The following is a 17,571-nucleotide window of genomic DNA, read 5'->3' as shown; positions in this document are numbered from 1 at the left end:
CGATGGTCGTTCAACGCACCTGCACGTGAGTATCGAATGCCCCACCCGCGTCCCTACAAAGTTGCACTCAACGGTTACGGCCGCATCGGCCGCTGTGTCCTGCGCGCACTGTTCGAGCGAGGGGCAAAGGCCGGTTTCGAGATCGTCGCGCTGAACGACCTGGCCGACCAGGCCAGCCTGGAATACCTGACGCGCTTCGACTCCACCCACGGGCGTTTCCCCGGTGAGGTGAAAGTCGACGGCGACTGTCTGCATATCAACGGCGACTGCGTGAAAGTGCTGCGCAGTGCCACCCCCGAAGGCATCGACTGGGCGGCCCTGGATGTCGACCTGGTGCTGGAGTGCTCTGGCGCCTACAACACCCGCGCCGACGGCCAGCGCTTTCTCGATGCCGGTGCGCCGCGGGTACTGTTTTCGCAGCCGATGGCCAGTGAAGTCGACGTCGATGCCACGGTGGTCTACGGCATCAACCAGGATTGTCTGACGGGCAACGAACTGCTGGTATCGAACGCGTCCTGCACCACCAACTGCGGCGTGCCCCTGTTGCGGGTGCTGGACCAGGCCTTTGGCATCGAGTACGTACAGATCACCACCATTCACTCGGCAATGAACGACCAGCCGGTGATCGACGCCTATCACCACGAAGACCTGCGCCGCACGCGCTCGGCGTTCCAGTCGGTGATCCCGGTGTCCACTGGCCTGGCGCGCGGTATCGAGCGCCTGCTACCGGAACTTGCCGGGCGAATCCAGGCCAAAGCGGTACGTGTGCCGACCGTCAACGTGTCGTGCCTGGACATCACCCTGCAGACCGCCCGCGACACCAGCGCGGCCGAGGTCAACCGGGTGTTGCGCGAGGCCGCCCTGGATGGCCCGCTCAAAGGCTTGCTGGCCTACACCGAGCTGCCCCACGCCAGCTGTGATTTCAACCATGACCCGCATTCGGCCATCGTCGATGCCAGCCAGACCCGTGTCTCAGGCCCTCGCCTGGTGAACCTGCTGGCCTGGTTCGACAACGAATGGGGGTTCGCCAACCGTATGCTCGACGTTGCCGAACACTATCTGCACGTCGTCCACCCAACCCGCAGCAAACAGCCCTGAAGGACTGCATTCATGACCGTGTTGAAGATGACCGACCTCGACCTGCAAGGTAAGCGCGTGCTGATCCGCGAAGACCTCAACGTTCCCGTGAAGGACGGCGTGGTCGCCAGCGATGCGCGTATCCTGGCAGCGCTGCCGACCATCAAGCTGGCCCTGGAGAAGGGCGCGGCGGTAATGGTCTGCTCGCACCTGGGGCGCCCGACCGAAGGCGAGTTCTCCGCCGAGAACAGCCTCAAGCCGGTTGCCGACTACCTGGGCAAGGCCCTGGGCCGCGACGTACCGCTGGTCGCCGATTACCTCGACGGCGTTCAGGTGCAGGCCGGTGACCTGGTGCTATTCGAAAACGTGCGCTTCAACAAGGGCGAGAAGAAGAACGCGGACGAGCTGGCGCAAAAGTACGCCGCCCTGTGCGACGTGTTCGTCATGGACGCGTTCGGCACCGCGCACCGCGCCGAAGGCTCCACCCATGGGGTTGCCAAGTTCGCCAAGGTCGCCGCTGCCGGCCCGCTGCTGGCGGCCGAGCTGGACGCCCTGGGCAAGGCCCTGAAGGCCCCGGCCAAGCCGATGGCGGCCATTGTTGCCGGCTCCAAGGTTTCCACCAAACTGGATGTGCTGAACAGCTTGAGCAGCGTCTGCGACCTGCTGATCGTCGGCGGCGGCATCGCCAACACCTTCCTCGCCGCAGCCGGTCACCCGGTCGGCAAGTCGCTGTACGAGGCTGACCTGGTCGACACTGCCAAGGCCATCGCCGCCAAGGTCAATGTACCGCTGCCGGTCGACGTCGTGGTTGCCAAGGAATTCGCTGAAAGCGCCGAAGCTACCGTTAAAGCGATCGCCGACGTGGCGGCTGACGACATGATCCTCGACATCGGTCCGCAGACCGCTGCCAACTTCGCCGAGTTGCTGAAGTCGTCGCAGACCATTCTGTGGAACGGCCCGGTCGGTGTATTCGAGTTCGACCAGTTCGGCAACGGCACCAAGGTGCTGGCCAAGGCCATCGCCGACAGCGCCGCATTCTCCATCGCCGGTGGCGGTGACACCCTGGCAGCCATCGACAAATATGGCGTTGGCGCCGATATCTCCTACATTTCTACCGGTGGCGGCGCGTTCCTCGAGTTCGTAGAGGGCAAGGTCCTGCCTGCCGTGGCAATCCTGGAAGAACGGGCCAAGGCCTGATTTTGAAGGCGCCTGGCAAAGGGAGCGACCTGATGGTCAAGCAATTGCCTGTGATGATCGTGGCCGTGTTGCTGGGCGCCTGCTCCAGCAACTCGGGTAGCGAGGCCGACCCGGCGCAGCCGCCCAAGGGCGGTTGCTACCAGTCCCAGTGGCAGGCCGAGACGGCACCGGTGATCAACAAGCGCCTGGGCCCGGACGGCCTGGAAAAATACGACGACGAACACCAGCGCAAGGCGCCGGGCTGCCCTTGATCGGATGGCAGGCAACCTGGGGCGGTTTTCGTGGTCTTGGACATTGGGGCCGCATTGCGGCCCCTGGCGGAGTAATTGAATGAAAGCGCTTCTGGCCATGTTGGCCCTGGCGACCCTGGCAGGCTGTTCGTTGCTGCAACCCGCTCAACCCGCCCCGGCGGACAACTGGACCCGCTGGGTCTGCGACAGCCAGGCCGAGGTGCTGTGGCGCTTCGCCGATGCACAACAGGACGCGGTCGATGTGCGCCTGGGTGGCGGCGACCAGGTCTACCGGCTCAAGGCCGAGCCGGGCGCCTCCGGTGCGCTGTACAGCGATGGCATGCTGGCCTTCCACACCAAAGGTGAAGAAGGCCTGGTGTACTGGGTGGCGACCAACGATCTGATTGGGCGGGGCTGCAAGGCACCGTGACTGGCCGGGCCGCGCAGGTGGCCCACACTACTTGAACAGCAACCGCCCCTGCGGCAGGCTTGCACGAAACAAACGACGCTTGTCGGGAGAGAGATACACAATGGCACTCATTAGCATGCGCCAGATGCTGGACCACGCCGCCGAGTTCGGCTACGGCGTTCCGGCTTTCAACGTCAACAACCTCGAGCAGATGCGCGCGATCATGGAAGCCGCCGACAAGACCGACTCTCCGGTCATCGTCCAGGCTTCCGCTGGCGCTCGCAAATATGCCGGTGCGCCGTTCCTGCGCCACCTGATCCTGGCGGCCATCGAAGAGTTCCCGCACATTCCGGTGTGCATGCACCAGGACCACGGCACCAGCCCCGACGTGTGCCAGCGCTCCATCCAGCTGGGCTTCAGCTCGGAGGTGATGATGGACGGCTCGCTGGGTGAAGACGGCAAGACCCCGACTGACTACGAGTACAACGTCCGTGTCACCCAGCAGACCGTCGCCATGGCGCACGCCTGTGGTGTTTCGGTGGAAGGCGAGCTAGGCTGCCTGGGTTCGCTGGAAACCGGGATGGCCGGTGAAGAGGATGGTATCGGCGCCGAAGGCGTGCTGGATCACAGCCAGATGCTGACCGACCCGGAAGAAGCGGCCGACTTCGTCAAGAAGACCCAGGTGGACGCCCTGGCCATCGCCATCGGTACCAGCCACGGCGCCTACAAGTTCACCAAGCCACCTACCGGCGACGTGCTGGCGATCGACCGTATCAAGGAAATCCACAAGCGCATCCCCAACACCCACCTGGTGATGCACGGCTCGTCCTCGGTGCCGCAAGAGTGGCTGGCGATCATCAACCAGTACGGTGGCGACATCAAGGAAACCTACGGCGTGCCGGTCGAAGAGATCGTCGAAGGCATCAAGTACGGTGTCCGCAAGGTCAACATCGACACCGACCTGCGCCTGGCCTCCACTGGCGCCATGCGCCGCCTGATGGCGCAGAACCCGAGCGAGTTCGACCCGCGCAAGTTCTTCGGTGAAACCGTCAAGGCCATGCGTGACGTGTGCATCGCCCGTTACGAAGCCTTCGGCACCGCCGGCAACGCCTCGAAGATCAAGCCGATCTCCCTGGAAGGCATGTTCCAGCGCTATGCCAAAGGTGAACTGGCGGCCAAGATCAACTGATCCGGCACCGTTCAACGAAAGAGCCCGCAGCGATGCGGGCTTTTTTGTGCCTGCGGCTTGGTGCGGAGCGCTCAGGCCTGGGCCGCGCGTCGCCTGTCCGGCACTGATACCGTTAGTCGGCTAACATCAACTCCAGTGGCTTATAGCCATCCACCTGCATTGCGTCTTCGGAGGCCGAGACTAGAGTAACAATCGGATCCAATAACAAGTCGCAGTTGGACTTACCAAGAGAAGCAACATGGATGGCGCTTATTCTCAAACACCGGAAAGCAGTTCGGTTCTGTTGGTCGTAGACGACTATCCGGAGAACCTCATCAGCATGCGGGCCTTGCTGTCCCGCCAGGATTGGCAGGTATTGACCGCCAGTTCAGGGATGGAAGCCCTGAGCACCTTGCTCGAGCACGAGGTCGATCTGGTCCTGCTCGACGTGCAGATGCCTGAAATGGACGGTTTCGAGGTTGCCCGCCTGATGCGCGGCAGCCAACGCACGCGTTTGACCCCGATCATTTTCCTGACCGCCAACGAGCAGTCCGACGCCGCCGTACTCAAGGGTTATGCCAGTGGCGCTGTGGACTACCTGTTCAAACCGTTCGACCCGCAGATCCTCAAGCCCAAGGTCCAGGCCCTGCTGGAGCAGCAGCGCAACAGGCGCATGCTGCAGCGGCTGACCCGTGAACTGGAGTCAGCGCGGGCATTCAACGCCTCGATCCTGGAAAATGCCGCAGAGGGCATCCTGGTGGTGGACGAAACGGGTTGCATCGGCTTCGCCAACCCGGCCATCTCACGCCTGCTCGATGCGCCGGTGGACAAACTGCAAGGCGCGCACATGCTGGACCTGATCCAGCTCCCCTGCGCCAACCTGTGGCACGAGTCGGACTTCTACCAGGCCTATCTGCGGCGGCAGATCTTCCGTGTGCATGATGCCCAGCTGCGCACCCTCGGTGGCCAGCTGGTGCCGGTGGCATTGTCATGCGCGCCGCTGCCCGCCGAACAGAAGGCCATGGTGGTGACGGTGCTGGACATGTCGGTGGTGCGCAGCCTGCACCAGCAATTGGAGTACCAGGCGGTGACCGACCCGCTGACCGGGCTGCTCAACCGTCGTGGCTTCTACCAGACCGCCGAAAGCGCGTTGCTGCGCAACGAGCGTTCGGACAAGGCCAAGGCCCTGATGTACATGGACCTGGACGGCTTCAAGCGGATCAACGACCTGCTCGGCCATGAGGCCGGCGACAAGGTCCTGCGCTGGGTGGCCGACCAGCTCAAAGAGTGCCTGGGCAGCGAGGCGCTGCTGGCGCGTATGGGCGGCGACGAGTTCACCGCGCTGTTCGACGGCCTGCCGTATCCCGAACAGGCCGGCCGCTATGCTGAAAAGCTGTTGGAGCGCATGTCGAGCTTCCAGCAGGTGGATGGGCTCGAGGTCAACCTGGGGGTGAGCATCGGCATCGCCACCTACCCCGACTGCGGCGCCAACGTGGAGGGCCTGTTGCGCGCGGCCGATGCGGCGATGTACGCGGCCAAGCAGGCTGGTCGCCAGCAATACCGCTTCTACGACCAGGAACTCAATGGCCGCGCTCGCTCACGGCTGATGCTTGAGGACAGCGTGCGCACGGCCATCGAGCAAAATGATTTCAGCTTGGTCTACCAACCCCAGGTGGCATTCGCCGATGGCCGGCTGCGCGGCTTCGAGGCGTTGTTGCGCTGGCAGCACCCGAGCGTCGGCGACGTGCCGCCGGGGCTGTTCATTCCGTTGCTGGAAGAAGCTCGCCTGATCAACCGCCTGGCCAGCTGGATCTATCGCAAGGGCGCCGCGCAACGCAATGCCTGGAGCGATCGCTTTGGTTCGCAGTTGGTGCTGGGCATCAGCCTGAGCCGCGCCCAGTTCACCATGCCCGGGTTGGTCGATGAACTGGCCCAGGTGATCGACAAGCATCAACTGCAACCCGCCCAATTGGAGGTGGAGGTTGCCGAAACCTCGCTGATGTACAACATCGACGCGGCGGTGAAGCAGGTGCACCGCCTGCGGGAGCTGGGCATTCGCGTGGCGCTCGACGATTTCGGCGCTGGCGACTGCTCGCTGCGCATGCTGCGCGACCTGCCTATCGACACGCTCAAGCTCGACCGCCACCTGGTCGCGCGGTTGCCGGACTCGGCGGTGGATATCGCCTTGGTGCGCAGCGTCATCGACCTGTGCGCGGCCTATGACATCACGGTAATCGCCGAGGGCGTCGAGACCCGGGCCCAGGCCGAATGGCTCAAGGGCGCCGGTTGCGCCTACGTGCAGGGGTTCCTGGTGGCCCGGCCGCTCACCGCCGACGCCGCTGGCGATTTCCCAGCGTTTTTCCCATGGGCGTCGTGATTGGCTAAACTCGCGTCTTCTCGTTCCGAACGTCTGCCATGACCGCCCTACGTTACCTGCAAGCCTACCCGCCGCACCTGCAGGAACAGGTGCGCCAGATGATCGCCAGCGATCGTCTGGGCGACTACCTGCGCCAGCGCTACCCCGAACGCCATGACGTGCAGAGCGACAAGGCCCTGTACGGCTATGCCCAGGAGATCAAGCAGCAGTACCTGCGCAGCGCGCCGCCGCTGGACAAGGTCCTGTTCGACAACCGCCTGGACCTCACCCACCGTGCATTGGGCCTGAACACGGCGGTATCGCGGGTGCAGGGCGGCAAGCTCAAGGCGAAGAAGGAGATCCGCGTCGCCTCGTTGTTCCGCGAGGCAGCGCCGCAGTTCCTGCGCATGATCGTGGTGCATGAGCTGGCGCACCTGAGGGAGCGCGATCACAACAAGGCGTTCTACCAGCTCTGTCAGCACATGGAGCCGGATTACCATCAACTTGAATTCGACCTGCGCGTCTACCTGACCTATCGGGAACTGCCGGGCAACACCTGAGGGACAAGCACCCCATGACCACGGACGTGAGCAAGACCCGCAGCAGCTTCTACCGCCGCCTTTACGTGGCCTGGCTGATCGACAGCCAGACCGCCACCAGTGTGCCGGCGTTGATTGAGGCCACCGGCATGCCCCGGCGTACCGCCCAGGACACCATCGCCGCCCTGGCCGACCTGGACATCGTCTGCGAGTTCGAGCAGCAACTCGGTGCGCGCAACCATGCCGGGCACTACCGTATCCGTGACTGGGGGGCGATCGACAAGCAGTGGATAATCCAGCACCTGCGCCAGATTCGCGATGTGCTGGGGTATCCCTGAGCTTCACCCCTCTCTCTACGCCACACCTTTCTTTCAGGATGTTCCGTATGTCTTCCAAGGCCATCGACGCTCGTTTCAGCAATTACGCCGCCATGGCCGATGGTGTCGCGACCCTGTTGTTCCCCCATGCCGAAGTGGTGGTCCACGATCTACGCAACCAGACAGTCGTGCATATCGCCAACAATATTTCCAGGCGGCAGTTGGGCGACGACTCGGCGCTGGAGGACCTGCCGGGCGAGCTCGGCGTCACGACGCCGCTGGGGCCCTACGAGAAACTCAACTGGAACGGTCAGAAAGTGCGTTCGATCAGCAGTGTCATGGTCGATGAGGCCGGGGCACCCGAGGCGCTGCTGTGCATCAACTTCAACATCTCGGTGCTGGAGCAGGCCAAGCAGGCACTTGACCTGTTCTTCCAGGCCAGCCGCTTGCTGCCCCAGCCAGATGTGCTGTTCCGTGATGACTGGCAGGAGCGCATCAATACCTTCCTGCATGCCTGGCTCAGGCAGCATGGCTTGAGCCTCGACGGGCTCAGTCGGGAGCAGAAACGCGAGTTGGTCGAGGCCCTGCACGGGGAAGGCGCCTTCCGCGGCGGCAGTACGTACGACTACGTGGCCAATATCCTCGGCATGGGCAGGGCTACGGTCTACAAGTATGTGAAACTCGCGCGGGAGGCATAGTTTCCAGGCTTGTACTTGGTGGAAAAATATTCTACGGTGGATTTTTATTCCATTGCGCGCCGGCGCCTGCCTGTCGCTTCCCGAGGAGATTCCGCCCCATGCCTATCGACGATCTGGCGCTCGAGCAGCTGTACCAATCCATTCTCCAGGCTCATCAGGCCCTGCGCCCGTTGGTACCGGTGACCCCACTGGCGCGCAGCCTGGCGCTCTCGGCCATGACTGGCTGCGACGTCCATCTCAAGTGCGAACACCTCCAGCTGACCGGATCGTTCAAGTTCCGCGGTGCCAGCAACAAGCTGCGCCTGCTGGGCGAGGCGCAACGGAGCAGGGGGGTTATCGCTGCTTCCTCCGGGCAATCATGGGCAAGGGCTTGCCCTGGCCGGTCAGCTGCTGGACGTGCCGGTGACAGTGTATATCAGCGCTGAGGCCTCGCCTGCCAAGATCGAGGCGATGCGTCTGCTGAGGGCGCAGGTGCAGGTTCTGGAGGTCGATTCGCTGGGGGCGGAGCAACTGGCCCGCGAGGCGGCGTTGCGCCAACACAAGCCGTTCGTCTCGCCCTACAACGACCTGGAGGTCATCGCCGGGCAGGGGACCATCGGCATGGAACTGCTCGAGCAGGCGCCGGACCTGGATGCGGTGTTCGTCGCCGTGGGCGGCGGCGGGATGGTGTCCGGGATCGCCACCGCACTGTACAAGCTGGCGCCATCGGTGGAAATCATCGGCTGCTGGCCGGTCAATGCGCCGACCTTGCAACGCTCCATCGAACAAGGCCAGGTCATAGAGATGGACGAGTTACCCACCCTGTCCGACGGCACTGCCGGCGGCGTGGAGGCGGACACGGTCACCTTGCCCCTCTGCCAGCGCCTGCTGACGCGAACCGTGCTGGTCAGCGAGGACGAGATCAGGCAAGCCATGCGCGACGCTGCCGCCTGCGAGCACTGGATCATCGAAGGCGCCGCCGCCGTCGCGCTGGCCGGCATGAAGCAGCTGGCCGGGCAATACCAGGGCAAGAAAGTGGCGGTGGTGTTGTGTGGGCGCAACATCCAGCTGGAGAAATACCTGGAGGCCCTCGCATGAAGATCCACGACCTGCAGGCGATCAAGGCCTGCCTCGACCTCGACGCGATCGAGCGGCGGCTGGTGGACGGTTTCAGGGCCTACAGTGCGGGTCAGGTGCAGGCTCCACCGGTGCAGAACTTCCAGTTCCGCCAGGCCAATGGCGATTGCTGTATCAAGTCGGCTTATCTCGAAGGCGGCGAAACCTTCGTGGTTAAGGTCTCCAGTGGTTTCTACGACAATCCGGGCAAGGGCCTGCCCAGCAATGACGGCTTGATGCTGGTGTTGTCGGCCCGTACCGGTGAACCGCTGGCCTGGCTGGCCGACCAGGGATGGCTGACTGCCGTGCGCACCGCCCTGGCCGGGCGCATTGTCGCCCGCCTGCTGGCGCCTCGCGAGGTGGAGGCCATCGGCGTGCTTGGCACCGGACTGCAGGCCCGTCTGCAACTTGAATGCCTGATGGCGTTGACGGGCTGTCGCCAGGTGGTTGTCTGGGGTCGCAGTGAGCAAGGCTTGTCGGACTACCGTGAGCATGCCCGGGCGTTGGGCTTCAGCGTGCAGACGGTCCAGCAGCCGCAGGCTGTCGCGCAGGCGGCCAACCTGATCGTCACCACCACGCCGTCGCGTGAGCCGTTGCTCAGGCGCGAGTGGGTTCGTCCCGGAACCCATATCACGGCGGTCGGCGCGGACTGCGTCGGCAAGCAGGAGCTGGATGCGGCGCTGGTCGCCTCGATGTCGCGAATCATCGTCGATTCGCAGGCTCAGTGCGGAGCCTATGGCGAGGTTTCCCACGCGCTCAAGGCGGGGTCGCTCGAACCTTCCCGCTTGCTGGAGCTGGGCGCGGTGCTGGCTGGTCAGGAAGCGGGGCGTCAGGATCAGCACGAGGTCACCCTCGCCGACCTGACCGGTGTCGCGGTTCAGGATGCGCAGATTGCCCAGTGGGTCTTCGAACGCCTGCGCGGCTGAACGATGAAATTGTCCACAGACCGGCCAAAATAGAGGCAATTTGACAGTATTGTCGCGTGCCACAACGATCAGCCTTGTGTAGGCTGCCAGGGCAGTAGTAGTTAAGATCGCCGTTTCCGCGTGGGTTACCAATTGCGAAAGGACTTGAGCATGCGGCCACTGCTTTGCGTTCTTGGTTTACTCGGGCTGTTGTGTGCGGGGCCTGCCCTGGCCCATGGCAAGCTGCGGCTGGTGGCCGACAGCTGGCCGCCCTTTACCGACACCAGCATGCCCGGTGGCGGCCTGGCCACCAGTATCGTCACCACGGCGCTGACCCGTGCCGGCTACGCCACCGAGTTCGAGGAGGTGCCCTGGGCCAGGGCGCTGATGGGCGTGGGCGAGGGACGCTACGATGTACTGATCAATGCCTGGTACAACCAGGAGCGCACCCTGATCGGCCAGTTCTCCGCGACCTACCTGGTCAACCGTATCCGCCTGCTCAAGCGTGAAGGCGAGGCTTTTGCCTATGCCCGCCAGGCTGACCTGTACCCTTACACCATTGCCGTGGTGCGCGACTACGCCTATTCCCCCGAATTCGACAGCGACGAACGCCTGAACAAGGTGCTGGTGCGCAACTTTTCATCGGCGGTGCGCATGCTGGCGGCCGGGCGGGTGAACCTGGCGGTGGAGGATGAATACGTGGCGCGCTACAACCTGCAGCGCGAGCCGCAGCCGGTGCGCGAGGGCGTGGCCTTCGTCGACCCGCCGCTGGGTGAGAACAGCCTGCACATCCTGGTAAGCCTCAAGCACCCGGAGCACAAGAAGATCGTGGCGCGTTTCGAAAAGGCCATCGCCACCATGAAGGCCGACGGCAGTTACGCCCGCCTGATGCGCCAGCATGGTTTCTGAGCCCGCTCTTGGTGTGGGAGCGGGCAATCAGGCGGGTTGACCTTCCTTGATCAGATGCCCGGCCAAGGTCCGCAACGGCCCCAACTGCCGGCAGATCAGCGCCAATTGCGTCTGCACCAGGCGCTGATGCTCGTCCAGCTCCTCGGGCATCTGCTCCAGCGCGTTGGCCAGCGCCTCCTCGGCGTCGCTGTGGATCGCCACCGGCAAGCGTGCCGCCAGGCCATTGGCGATCTCGTCCAGGCTGCTGGCCAGGCTCCGCCCGGCACCATCGATCAACTGCTCGTGGACTTCGGCCGGCAGCGCAGTGTCGCGGTGCGCGCCCAGCCCCGAGAGGTAGCTCAGCAAGGTATGTGACAACACCAGGAAGCGGAAGCCGACGTCGGCCTCCTTACGGAAATGTCCTGGCTCCATGAGCATGTTGGCCAGGGTGGTCGACAGCGCCGCGTCGGCATTGTGCGCATTGCGCCGGGCCAGGCGGTAGGCCAGGTCGTCACGTTTGCCATGGGCGTATTGCTGCATGATCTGGCGCAGGTATTCGCTGGCGCAGGCGAGGGTGTTGGCCAGCACCTTGTTCAAGCGCCGTCCCTGCCAGTCGGGCAGGAACAGGAACACCGCGAGGATGGCGATCAGGCTGCCGACCAGGGTATCGAACAGGCGTGGCAGGAACAGCCCGTAGCCATCGCCGATCTGGTTGAAGCAGAACAGCACCATCAGGGTGATCGCCGCCGTGGCCAGGGTGTAGCGGGTGGTGCGGTTGACGAAGAACACCACCCCTGCGACCACCGCGAACAGCGATTGGACGATCGGGTTGGGGAACAGGTCGAACAGCGCCCAGCCCACGGTCAGGCCGATGGCGGTGCCGATGATCCGTTGCACCAGTTTGCGCCGGGTCGCGCCATAGTTGGGCTGGCAGACGAACAACGTGGTTAGGATGATCCAATAGCCCTGGGTCGGGTGGATCAGGTGAACCATGCCATAGCCCACCGACAACGCCAGCGACAGGCGCAGGGCGTGGCGGAACAGCAACGAGGTGGGTGTCAGCTGGGTGCGCAGGCGTTTCCACACATCCTTGAAGTTGCGTGGCGAGCGGTCGAGCAGGCTGCTGTCGCTGGCATCGGCCAGGCTGTCCGGGTTGCTGGCGGCGCTGAGCAGCCGGTCCAGCGTGGCCAGGTTGGCGGCCAGCGCCCGCAGCGAGCGCAGCAGGCTGCGCCAGGCCGGGTTGTTCTGGGTGCGCAGGTGCTCCAGCGAGGCATTGAGGTCTTCCAGTGCCTCGGGGTAGCCGCTGGCCAGCACGAACGGCTGGCGCAGGCGGATCGAGCGCGCCAGCTCCTGGCAGGACGAGCCCTGCTTGCGCAGCAGGCGCTGGCAGCGGAACATCACGTCGCTGTGGAAGAACGCCTCGGTCAGGCCGTTGTACGGATAGTGCGAGGCGCTGACCCGCTCATGGATGTCCTGGGCCAGGAAGTACAGCTTGAGGTAGCGGCTGACCTTGGAGTTGGGCTGGCTGTTGCCGACCCGGTGCAGGATGATCTCCTTGGCGGCGTTGAGTGCGGCCACTACCTTGCCATTCTGCTTGGCCAGCTCCAGGCGCGTGGCCTCGACATCGAGGGTGCGGACCGGCTCGAACAGGCTGGCCTTGAGCTTGAGGTAGCTGCCCAGCTCGTAGAACAGCCTGGCCAGGCTCTGTTGCACCGGCTGGTTGGAAAACAGCGCCTGCCACAACACCGACAGCAGTCCGTACCAGGCCGCCCCCGTCACCAGCAGCAACGGCTCGTGCCAGAAATCGCTGACCTCTCCGCCGCGCTGGTCGACACCGATCATGGTGTAGACCGACAGGATCAGCGTGGCCGAGGCGATCGCCCCATAGCGTTCGCCCAGGGCCCCGAGCATGGTCAGGGAGAACGCCGCCAGGGCCAGGGCGATTGCAAAGACCCAGGGGTAGGGGAACAACAGCTCGACCGACAGCGCGGCAATGGCGAAACAGCCCAGGGTGACCAGCAGGGCACTGAGGCGGCCCTGCCAGCCATCGTCGGTCTCGGCCAGGGCGCTGGCGATGATGCCGAGGAACAGCGGGATGAGCAGGCTCATCTCGTTCTGGTACCAGCACCAGGCCATGCTGCCGGTGAGGGCGATGGTCACGCGGATGGCATAGCTGAACTTGTCTTGGCCCCACAGGCGACGCAATGAATGGCGGAACGAGCTCGATGACATGATGGCCTGCTGGGCAGTATTCGAAAAAGAATCTCTGGGGCCTCATCGCAGGGCAAGCCCGCCCCCACCGTTCTGACGTGAGAGCGGGCTTGCCCCGCGATGGTTTCGCACCCTTCACAGCACAAACCAGCAAGAAGCGTTCCGTGCTGCTGAATGGATTCTACTCTACACGAACTGCGCCGCCGCGTTGGCCGAAGCCCAGGCCCACTGGAAGTTGAAACCACCGAGGTGCCCGCTGACATCCAGCACTTCGCCGATGAAGTACAGCCCAGGGCTCTTCAGCGATTCCATGGTTTTCGAAGACACTTCGCGGGTATCCACCCCGCCCAGGGTCACTTCCGCGGTGCGATAGCCTTCGGTCCCCGCCGGAGCCACCTGCCAGGCCGCCAATTTTTCGGCGACTTGCGCCAGCTGCGCAGGGGTGTATTGCTTCAGTGGCTTGGACTCGAACCACTGCTCGGCCAGCAAGTTGGCCAGCTTGCGAGTGAACACCTCGCCCAGCACGGTCTTCAGCTCGCTATTGGGACGCTCGGCTTGTTGGCCTTGCAGCCATTCCAGGGCGTCGCGATCAGGTAGCAGGTTGATTTCGACGGTGTCGCCGGCTTCCCAGAACGATGAGATCTGCAGGATCGCCGGCCCGCTCAGGCCACGGTGGGTAAACAGCAGGTTCTCGCGAAAGCTGGTGCCATTGCAGCTGGCGATGCAGTCCAGCGAGGTGCCGGACAGCTCGGTGCACAGTGCCTTGAGCTGGGGCTCGGTGATGGTGAACGGTACCAGGCCGGCTCGGGTCGGCAGCAGTTCGTGGCCGAACTGGCGGGCGACCTGATAGCCGAAACCGCTGGCGCCGAGCGTCGGGATCGACAGGCCACCGGTGGCGATCACCAGCGACTGGCAGGCGAATGGGCCGGCGCTGGTCTGCAGGGTGTAGCCGGCCTCGGTCTTTTCGATCTTGTCGATGCTGGTGTTCATGCGCAGCTCGGCGCCGGCCTGGTCGCACTCGGCCAGGAGCATGTCGAGGATGTCGCTGGACTTGTTGTCGCAGAACAGCTGGCCGAGTTTCTTCTCGTGGTACGGCACGCCGTGCTTGCACACCAGCTCGATGAAGTCCCACTGGGTGTAGCGGGCCAATGCCGACTTGCAGAAGTGCGGGTTGTGCGAGAGGAAGTTGGCCGGCTCGGTGTACATGTTGGTGAAGTTGCAGCGCCCGCCGCCGGACATGAGGATCTTCTTGCCCGGTTTGTTGGCGTGGTCGAGCACCAGCACCCGGCGCCCGCGCTGGGCGCTGAGCAGGGCGCACATCAGGCCGGCGGCGCCGGCGCCGAGGATGATCACGTCGGTGGAGTGCACGGTGTTACCTCTTCAATAGCCGGGGCCGCTGCGCGGCCCATTGCCGGCAAGCCGGCTCCCACAGGGATAACACCAAACCCTGTGGGAGCCGGCTTGCCGGCGATGGGCTGCGCAGCAGCCCCAAAAAGACTTCAGACGATACGGACTTTCAGGGCGCGACCTTTGATCTTGCCGCTGTTCAGGCGCTGCATGGCCTGCTTGGCCACTGCCCGCTCCACGGCCACGAACGCCACGAAGTCGAAGATGGCAATCTTGCCCACCTGCTTGCCTGGCAACCCGGCATCGCCGGTCAGCGCGCCGAGGATATCGCCCGGGCGCAGCTTGTCCTTGCGCCCGGCGGCGATGCACAGGGTGGTCATCGGTGGCAGCAGCGGCTCGCCGCCTTTGCTTTTGAGGCTGTCCAGCTGTTCCCAGCGCAGCGGCTGCTTCTGCAGGTCTTCGATGGCCTGGGCGCGATGGCCCTCGGCCGGCGCCACCAGGCTGACCGCCACGCCTTTCTCGCCGGCGCGACCGGTACGGCCAACGCGGTGCACGTGGATCTCGGCATCACGCGCCAGTTCGACGTTGATGACCATGTCCAGGCCATCGATGTCCAGGCCGCGGGCGGCCACGTCGGTGGCCACCAGCACTGAGCTGCTGCGGTTGGCGAACATCGTCAGCACCTGGTCGCGGTCACGTTGCTCCAGGTCGCCGTGCAGGGCCTGGGCGACGATGCCCTTGGCGGTGAGGTGGGCAACCACGTCCTCGCACTGCTGCTTGGTGAAGCAGAACGCCACGCAGGACTGTGGGCGGTAGTGGCCGAGGACGCGGGTCACGGCGTCCAGGCGCTGCTGCGCGTCGATCTCGATGAAGCGCTGTTCAATCTGGTTGTCGCTGTGCAGCGCTTCGACCTTGACCTGTTGCGGCTGGCGCATGAAGGCTTTGGCCAACTGCTCGATACCGGCCGGGTAGGTGGCCGAGAACAGCAGGGTTTGTCGGCGTGACGGGGTCTTGCCGATGATGCTGGCGATGGCGTCGAAGAAGCCCATGTCGAGCATGCGGTCAGCTTCGTCGAGCACCAGGGTGTTGAGCCCGTCGAGGACCAGTGTGCCCTTGTCCAGGTGCTGCTGGATGCGCCCCGGGGTGCCGACGATGATGTGCGCGCCGTGTTCCAGCGAGGCGATCTGCGGGCCCAACGAGACGCCGCCGCACAGGGTGAGGATCTTGATGTTGTCCTCGGCGCGGGCCAGGCGGCGCAGCTCCTTGGCCACCTGGTCGGCCAGCTCGCGGGTCGGGCACAGCACCAGGGCCTGGCAGCCGAAGTAGCGCGGGTTGATCGGGTTGAGCAGGCCGATGCCGAAGGCGGCGGTCTTGCCGCTGCCGGTCTTGGCCTGGGCGATCAGGTCCTGGCCCTTGAGGATCACCGGCAGGCTCTGGGCCTGGATCGGGGTCATCGAGGCATAGCCCAGGGCGTCCAGGTTGGCCAGCATGGCAGCGGACAGCGGGAGGGTGGCAAAGGCGGTGGTTTCAACGGTCACGAGGCGGGCCTGCGGTGCGAAGCGAAAAATGTCGCACAGTCTACCAGCCTCGAAGCCATTCGCCCTACGACTCCACGTGCTCTTCCGGACGACGGGCGCGCCTTCCGTCTGTCGGCGCCAGTTGCAGGAAGATCGCCGCCGCCAGCATGGCCATCACGCCGATGGTGACGAAGGTCAGCTGGAACGCCCCCAGGGTGCTTTCCACGCCTTCGGCGCTACCGGCCGCGGTGAAACCACCGAGCAGCGCGCCGGCGCAGGCCACGCCCAGGCTCAGCGACAGTTGCGCGACCACCGACAGCAGGCTGTTGCCGCTGCTGGCGCTGGCGTCGTCGAGGTCGATCAGGGTCACGGTGTTCATCGCCGTGAACTGCATGGAGTTCACCGCCCCCAGCATCGCCAGCTGCGCCAGCAGCACCGCATACGGCGTCTGTTCGTCGACCAGCCCCAGGCTGGCCAGCAGCAGGCCCAGCAGCAGGGTGTTGCCGGTGAGCACGATGCGGTAGCCGAGGCGCTCGATCAGCGGCCGGGCGACCGACTTGGCGAGCATCGCCGCCGCCGCCAGTGGAATCATGCTCATGCCGGCCTGGGCCGGTGAATAACCCAGCGCCACTTGCAGCAGCAACGGCACCAGGAAGGGCAGGGCGCCGCTGCCCAGGCGGGCGAACAGGTTGCCGAGGATGCCGATGGCGAAAGTGCGTACGCGGAATAGTGACGGCGAGAACAGCGGCTCCGGGTCGCGCCCGGCGCGCAGCCAGTAGGCGGCCAGGCAGGCCATGCCGGCGAACAGCAACAACATTACCCGCAGGTGCGGCAGGTGCAGTTCGCCCAGGCCTTCCATGGCGATGGTGATCAGTACCATCGCCGCGCCAAACAACAGGAAACCCGGCCCGTCGAAGGTGGTGCGCTCGGCGCCGCGCAGGTCGGGGATGAACCTCCACACCGCATAGCAACCCACGGCGCCCACCGGCAGGTTGAGCAGGAAGATCCAGTGCCAGCTGAGGATTTCCACCAGCCAGCCGCCCACGGTCGGGCCGAGCAGTGGCCCGAGCAGGCCGGGGATGGTGATGAAGCTCATGATCCGCACCAGTTCGCTGCGCGGGTAGGCCCGCAACACCACCAGCCTTCCCACGGGCAGCATCAGTGCGCCGCCCAGGCCTTGCACCACCCGGGCGAAGATCAGGAAGCCGAGGCTGTTGGCCATGGCGCACAACAGCGAGCCGAAGCTGAACAGCAGGATGGCGCTGAAGAAGATGCGCTTGGTGCCGAAGCGGTCGGCGATCCAGCCCGAGGCCGGGATCAGCAAGGCCACGGTGAGCATATAGGCGATGATCACCCCCTGCATGCGCAGCGGGTCCTCGGCAAGCGACCGGGCCATGGCCGGCAACGCGGTGTTGAGGATGGTGCCGTCGAGCGATTGCATGAAGAAGGCGATGGCCACCACCCAGGGGATCCAGCGGGCGGTGACGGGGTCCAGCGGGGCACGGTCGGGCATGGGTTACCTCAATGTCCTGTGTTGCCGGTGCTGGCCTCATCGCCGGCAAGCCGGCTCCCACAGGGGCAGTGCATGCCGGCCACTGTGGGAACTGGCTTGCCAGC

The 17,571-nt window shown here is 64.7% G+C and carries 15 protein-coding genes and 1 pseudogene; 12 read left to right on the top strand and 4 right to left on the bottom strand.

Going from position 1 to position 17,571, the window contains the following annotated elements; all coding sequences use genetic code 11:
* The first annotated feature begins 36 nt into the window (after positions 1-36).
* From epd to ACZ9C1_RS16155, 12 genes and pseudogenes are all read left to right on the top strand, one after another.
* Positions 37-1,098: an erythrose-4-phosphate dehydrogenase gene (gene epd / locus ACZ9C1_RS16210; RefSeq protein ID WP_139673969.1), complete on the top strand. Its 1,062-nt coding sequence runs from the start codon at positions 37-39 to the stop codon at positions 1,096-1,098.
* A 12-nt stretch (positions 1,099-1,110) separates the two neighbouring features.
* Positions 1,111-2,274: a phosphoglycerate kinase gene (locus ACZ9C1_RS16205; RefSeq protein ID WP_198755083.1), complete on the top strand. Its 1,164-nt coding sequence runs from the start codon at positions 1,111-1,113 to the stop codon at positions 2,272-2,274.
* Positions 2,274-2,525: a hypothetical protein gene (locus ACZ9C1_RS16200; protein WP_371918102.1), complete on the top strand. Its 252-nt coding sequence runs from the start codon at positions 2,274-2,276 to the stop codon at positions 2,523-2,525. Before ACZ9C1_RS16205 ends, ACZ9C1_RS16200 begins: the two co-directional genes overlap by 1 nt.
* 79 nt (positions 2,526-2,604) lie before the next feature.
* A complete protein-coding gene (locus ACZ9C1_RS16195) occupies positions 2,605-2,934 on the top strand; it encodes an MliC family protein (RefSeq protein WP_102682214.1) in 330 nt (109 codons plus the stop codon).
* Positions 2,935-3,034: 100 nt separating this feature from the next.
* Positions 3,035-4,102 (top strand): class II fructose-bisphosphate aldolase, encoded by a 1,068-nt coding sequence (gene fba, locus ACZ9C1_RS16190; protein WP_476254173.1) that lies wholly within the window; start codon positions 3,035-3,037, stop codon positions 4,100-4,102.
* A 238-nt stretch (positions 4,103-4,340) separates the two neighbouring features.
* A complete protein-coding gene (locus ACZ9C1_RS16185; protein WP_111532548.1) occupies positions 4,341-6,458 on the top strand; it encodes a putative bifunctional diguanylate cyclase/phosphodiesterase in 2,118 nt (705 codons plus the stop codon).
* A gap of 38 nt (positions 6,459-6,496) precedes the next feature.
* On the top strand, positions 6,497-6,997 hold the full coding sequence (locus tag ACZ9C1_RS16180; protein ID WP_023631708.1) for a M48 metallopeptidase family protein: 501 nt from the start codon (positions 6,497-6,499) through the stop codon (positions 6,995-6,997).
* 14 nt (positions 6,998-7,011) lie between these two features.
* On the top strand, positions 7,012-7,314 hold the full coding sequence (locus ACZ9C1_RS16175; protein WP_476254172.1) for a winged helix-turn-helix domain-containing protein: 303 nt from the start codon (positions 7,012-7,014) through the stop codon (positions 7,312-7,314).
* Positions 7,315-7,361: 47 nt separating this feature from the next.
* Positions 7,362-7,991 carry a helix-turn-helix transcriptional regulator gene (locus ACZ9C1_RS16170; protein ID WP_139673960.1) on the top strand — a complete coding sequence of 210 codons (630 nt, stop codon included), beginning with the start codon at positions 7,362-7,364 and terminating at the stop codon, positions 7,989-7,991.
* Between the two features lie 98 nt (positions 7,992-8,089).
* Positions 8,090-9,068 (top strand): annotated as a pseudogene (locus ACZ9C1_RS16165) (threonine/serine dehydratase).
* On the top strand, positions 9,065-10,012 hold the full coding sequence (locus ACZ9C1_RS16160) for an ornithine cyclodeaminase family protein (RefSeq protein ID WP_110702073.1): 948 nt from the start codon (positions 9,065-9,067) through the stop codon (positions 10,010-10,012). Before ACZ9C1_RS16165 ends, ACZ9C1_RS16160 begins: the two are co-directional and overlap by 4 nt.
* A 150-nt stretch (positions 10,013-10,162) precedes the next feature.
* A complete protein-coding gene (locus ACZ9C1_RS16155) occupies positions 10,163-10,900 on the top strand; it encodes a substrate-binding periplasmic protein (protein WP_139673951.1) in 738 nt (245 codons plus the stop codon).
* A 27-nt stretch (positions 10,901-10,927) separates the two neighbouring features.
* On the opposite strand, the gene yccS is transcribed toward ACZ9C1_RS16155, so the two are convergent.
* From yccS to mdtD, 4 genes are all read right to left on the bottom strand, one after another.
* Positions 10,928-13,111, bottom strand: coding sequence for a YccS family putative transporter (yccS, locus tag ACZ9C1_RS16150; RefSeq protein ID WP_102682210.1), 2,184 nt, complete (start codon positions 13,109-13,111; stop codon positions 10,928-10,930).
* 165 nt (positions 13,112-13,276) lie between these two features.
* Positions 13,277-14,458, bottom strand: coding sequence for a BaiN/RdsA family NAD(P)/FAD-dependent oxidoreductase (locus ACZ9C1_RS16145; protein ID WP_457378770.1), 1,182 nt, complete (start codon positions 14,456-14,458; stop codon positions 13,277-13,279).
* A 131-nt stretch (positions 14,459-14,589) separates the two neighbouring features.
* Positions 14,590-15,927, bottom strand: a complete 1,338-nt coding sequence (dbpA, locus tag ACZ9C1_RS16140) for an ATP-dependent RNA helicase DbpA (protein WP_250888476.1) — start codon at positions 15,925-15,927, stop codon at positions 14,590-14,592.
* A gap of 112 nt (positions 15,928-16,039) precedes the next feature.
* Positions 16,040-17,467 carry a multidrug transporter subunit MdtD gene (gene mdtD / locus ACZ9C1_RS16135; RefSeq protein WP_277502196.1) on the bottom strand — a complete coding sequence of 476 codons (1,428 nt, stop codon included), beginning with the start codon at positions 17,465-17,467 and terminating at the stop codon, positions 16,040-16,042.
* Between the last annotated feature and the right edge of the window lie 104 nt (positions 17,468-17,571).

It is taken from the genome of Pseudomonas sp. TE21435 (assembly GCF_056279265.1).
The sequence above is the reverse complement of the archived record's forward strand: the minus strand, read 5'-3'. Positions and strand labels throughout refer to the sequence as shown.

What these genes read in the sequence shown, in the direction of transcription:
- ACZ9C1_RS16185 (WP_111532548.1), top strand. Translation starts at nt 4,341, where the DNA reads ATGGATGGCGCTTATTCTCAAACACCGGAAAGCAGTTCGGTTCTGTTG.
- ACZ9C1_RS16195 (WP_102682214.1), top strand. Translation starts at nt 2,605, where the DNA reads ATGAAAGCGCTTCTGGCCATGTTGGCCCTGGCGACCCTGGCAGGCTGT.
- ACZ9C1_RS16180 (WP_023631708.1), top strand. Translation starts at nt 6,497, where the DNA reads ATGACCGCCCTACGTTACCTGCAAGCCTACCCGCCGCACCTGCAGGAA.
- ACZ9C1_RS16175 (WP_476254172.1), top strand. Translation starts at nt 7,012, where the DNA reads ATGACCACGGACGTGAGCAAGACCCGCAGCAGCTTCTACCGCCGCCTT.
- yccS (WP_102682210.1), bottom strand. Translation starts at nt 13,111, where the DNA reads ATGTCATCGAGCTCGTTCCGCCATTCATTGCGTCGCCTGTGGGGCCAA.
- ACZ9C1_RS16155 (WP_139673951.1), top strand. Translation starts at nt 10,163, where the DNA reads ATGCGGCCACTGCTTTGCGTTCTTGGTTTACTCGGGCTGTTGTGTGCG.
- ACZ9C1_RS16205 (WP_198755083.1), top strand. Translation starts at nt 1,111, where the DNA reads ATGACCGTGTTGAAGATGACCGACCTCGACCTGCAAGGTAAGCGCGTG.
- fba (WP_476254173.1), top strand. Translation starts at nt 3,035, where the DNA reads ATGGCACTCATTAGCATGCGCCAGATGCTGGACCACGCCGCCGAGTTC.
- mdtD (WP_277502196.1), bottom strand. Translation starts at nt 17,467, where the DNA reads ATGCCCGACCGTGCCCCGCTGGACCCCGTCACCGCCCGCTGGATCCCC.
- ACZ9C1_RS16160 (WP_110702073.1), top strand. Translation starts at nt 9,065, where the DNA reads ATGAAGATCCACGACCTGCAGGCGATCAAGGCCTGCCTCGACCTCGAC.
- epd (WP_139673969.1), top strand. Translation starts at nt 37, where the DNA reads ATGCCCCACCCGCGTCCCTACAAAGTTGCACTCAACGGTTACGGCCGC.
- ACZ9C1_RS16170 (WP_139673960.1), top strand. Translation starts at nt 7,362, where the DNA reads ATGTCTTCCAAGGCCATCGACGCTCGTTTCAGCAATTACGCCGCCATG.
- dbpA (WP_250888476.1), bottom strand. Translation starts at nt 15,927, where the DNA reads ATGCTGGCCAACCTGGACGCCCTGGGCTATGCCTCGATGACCCCGATC.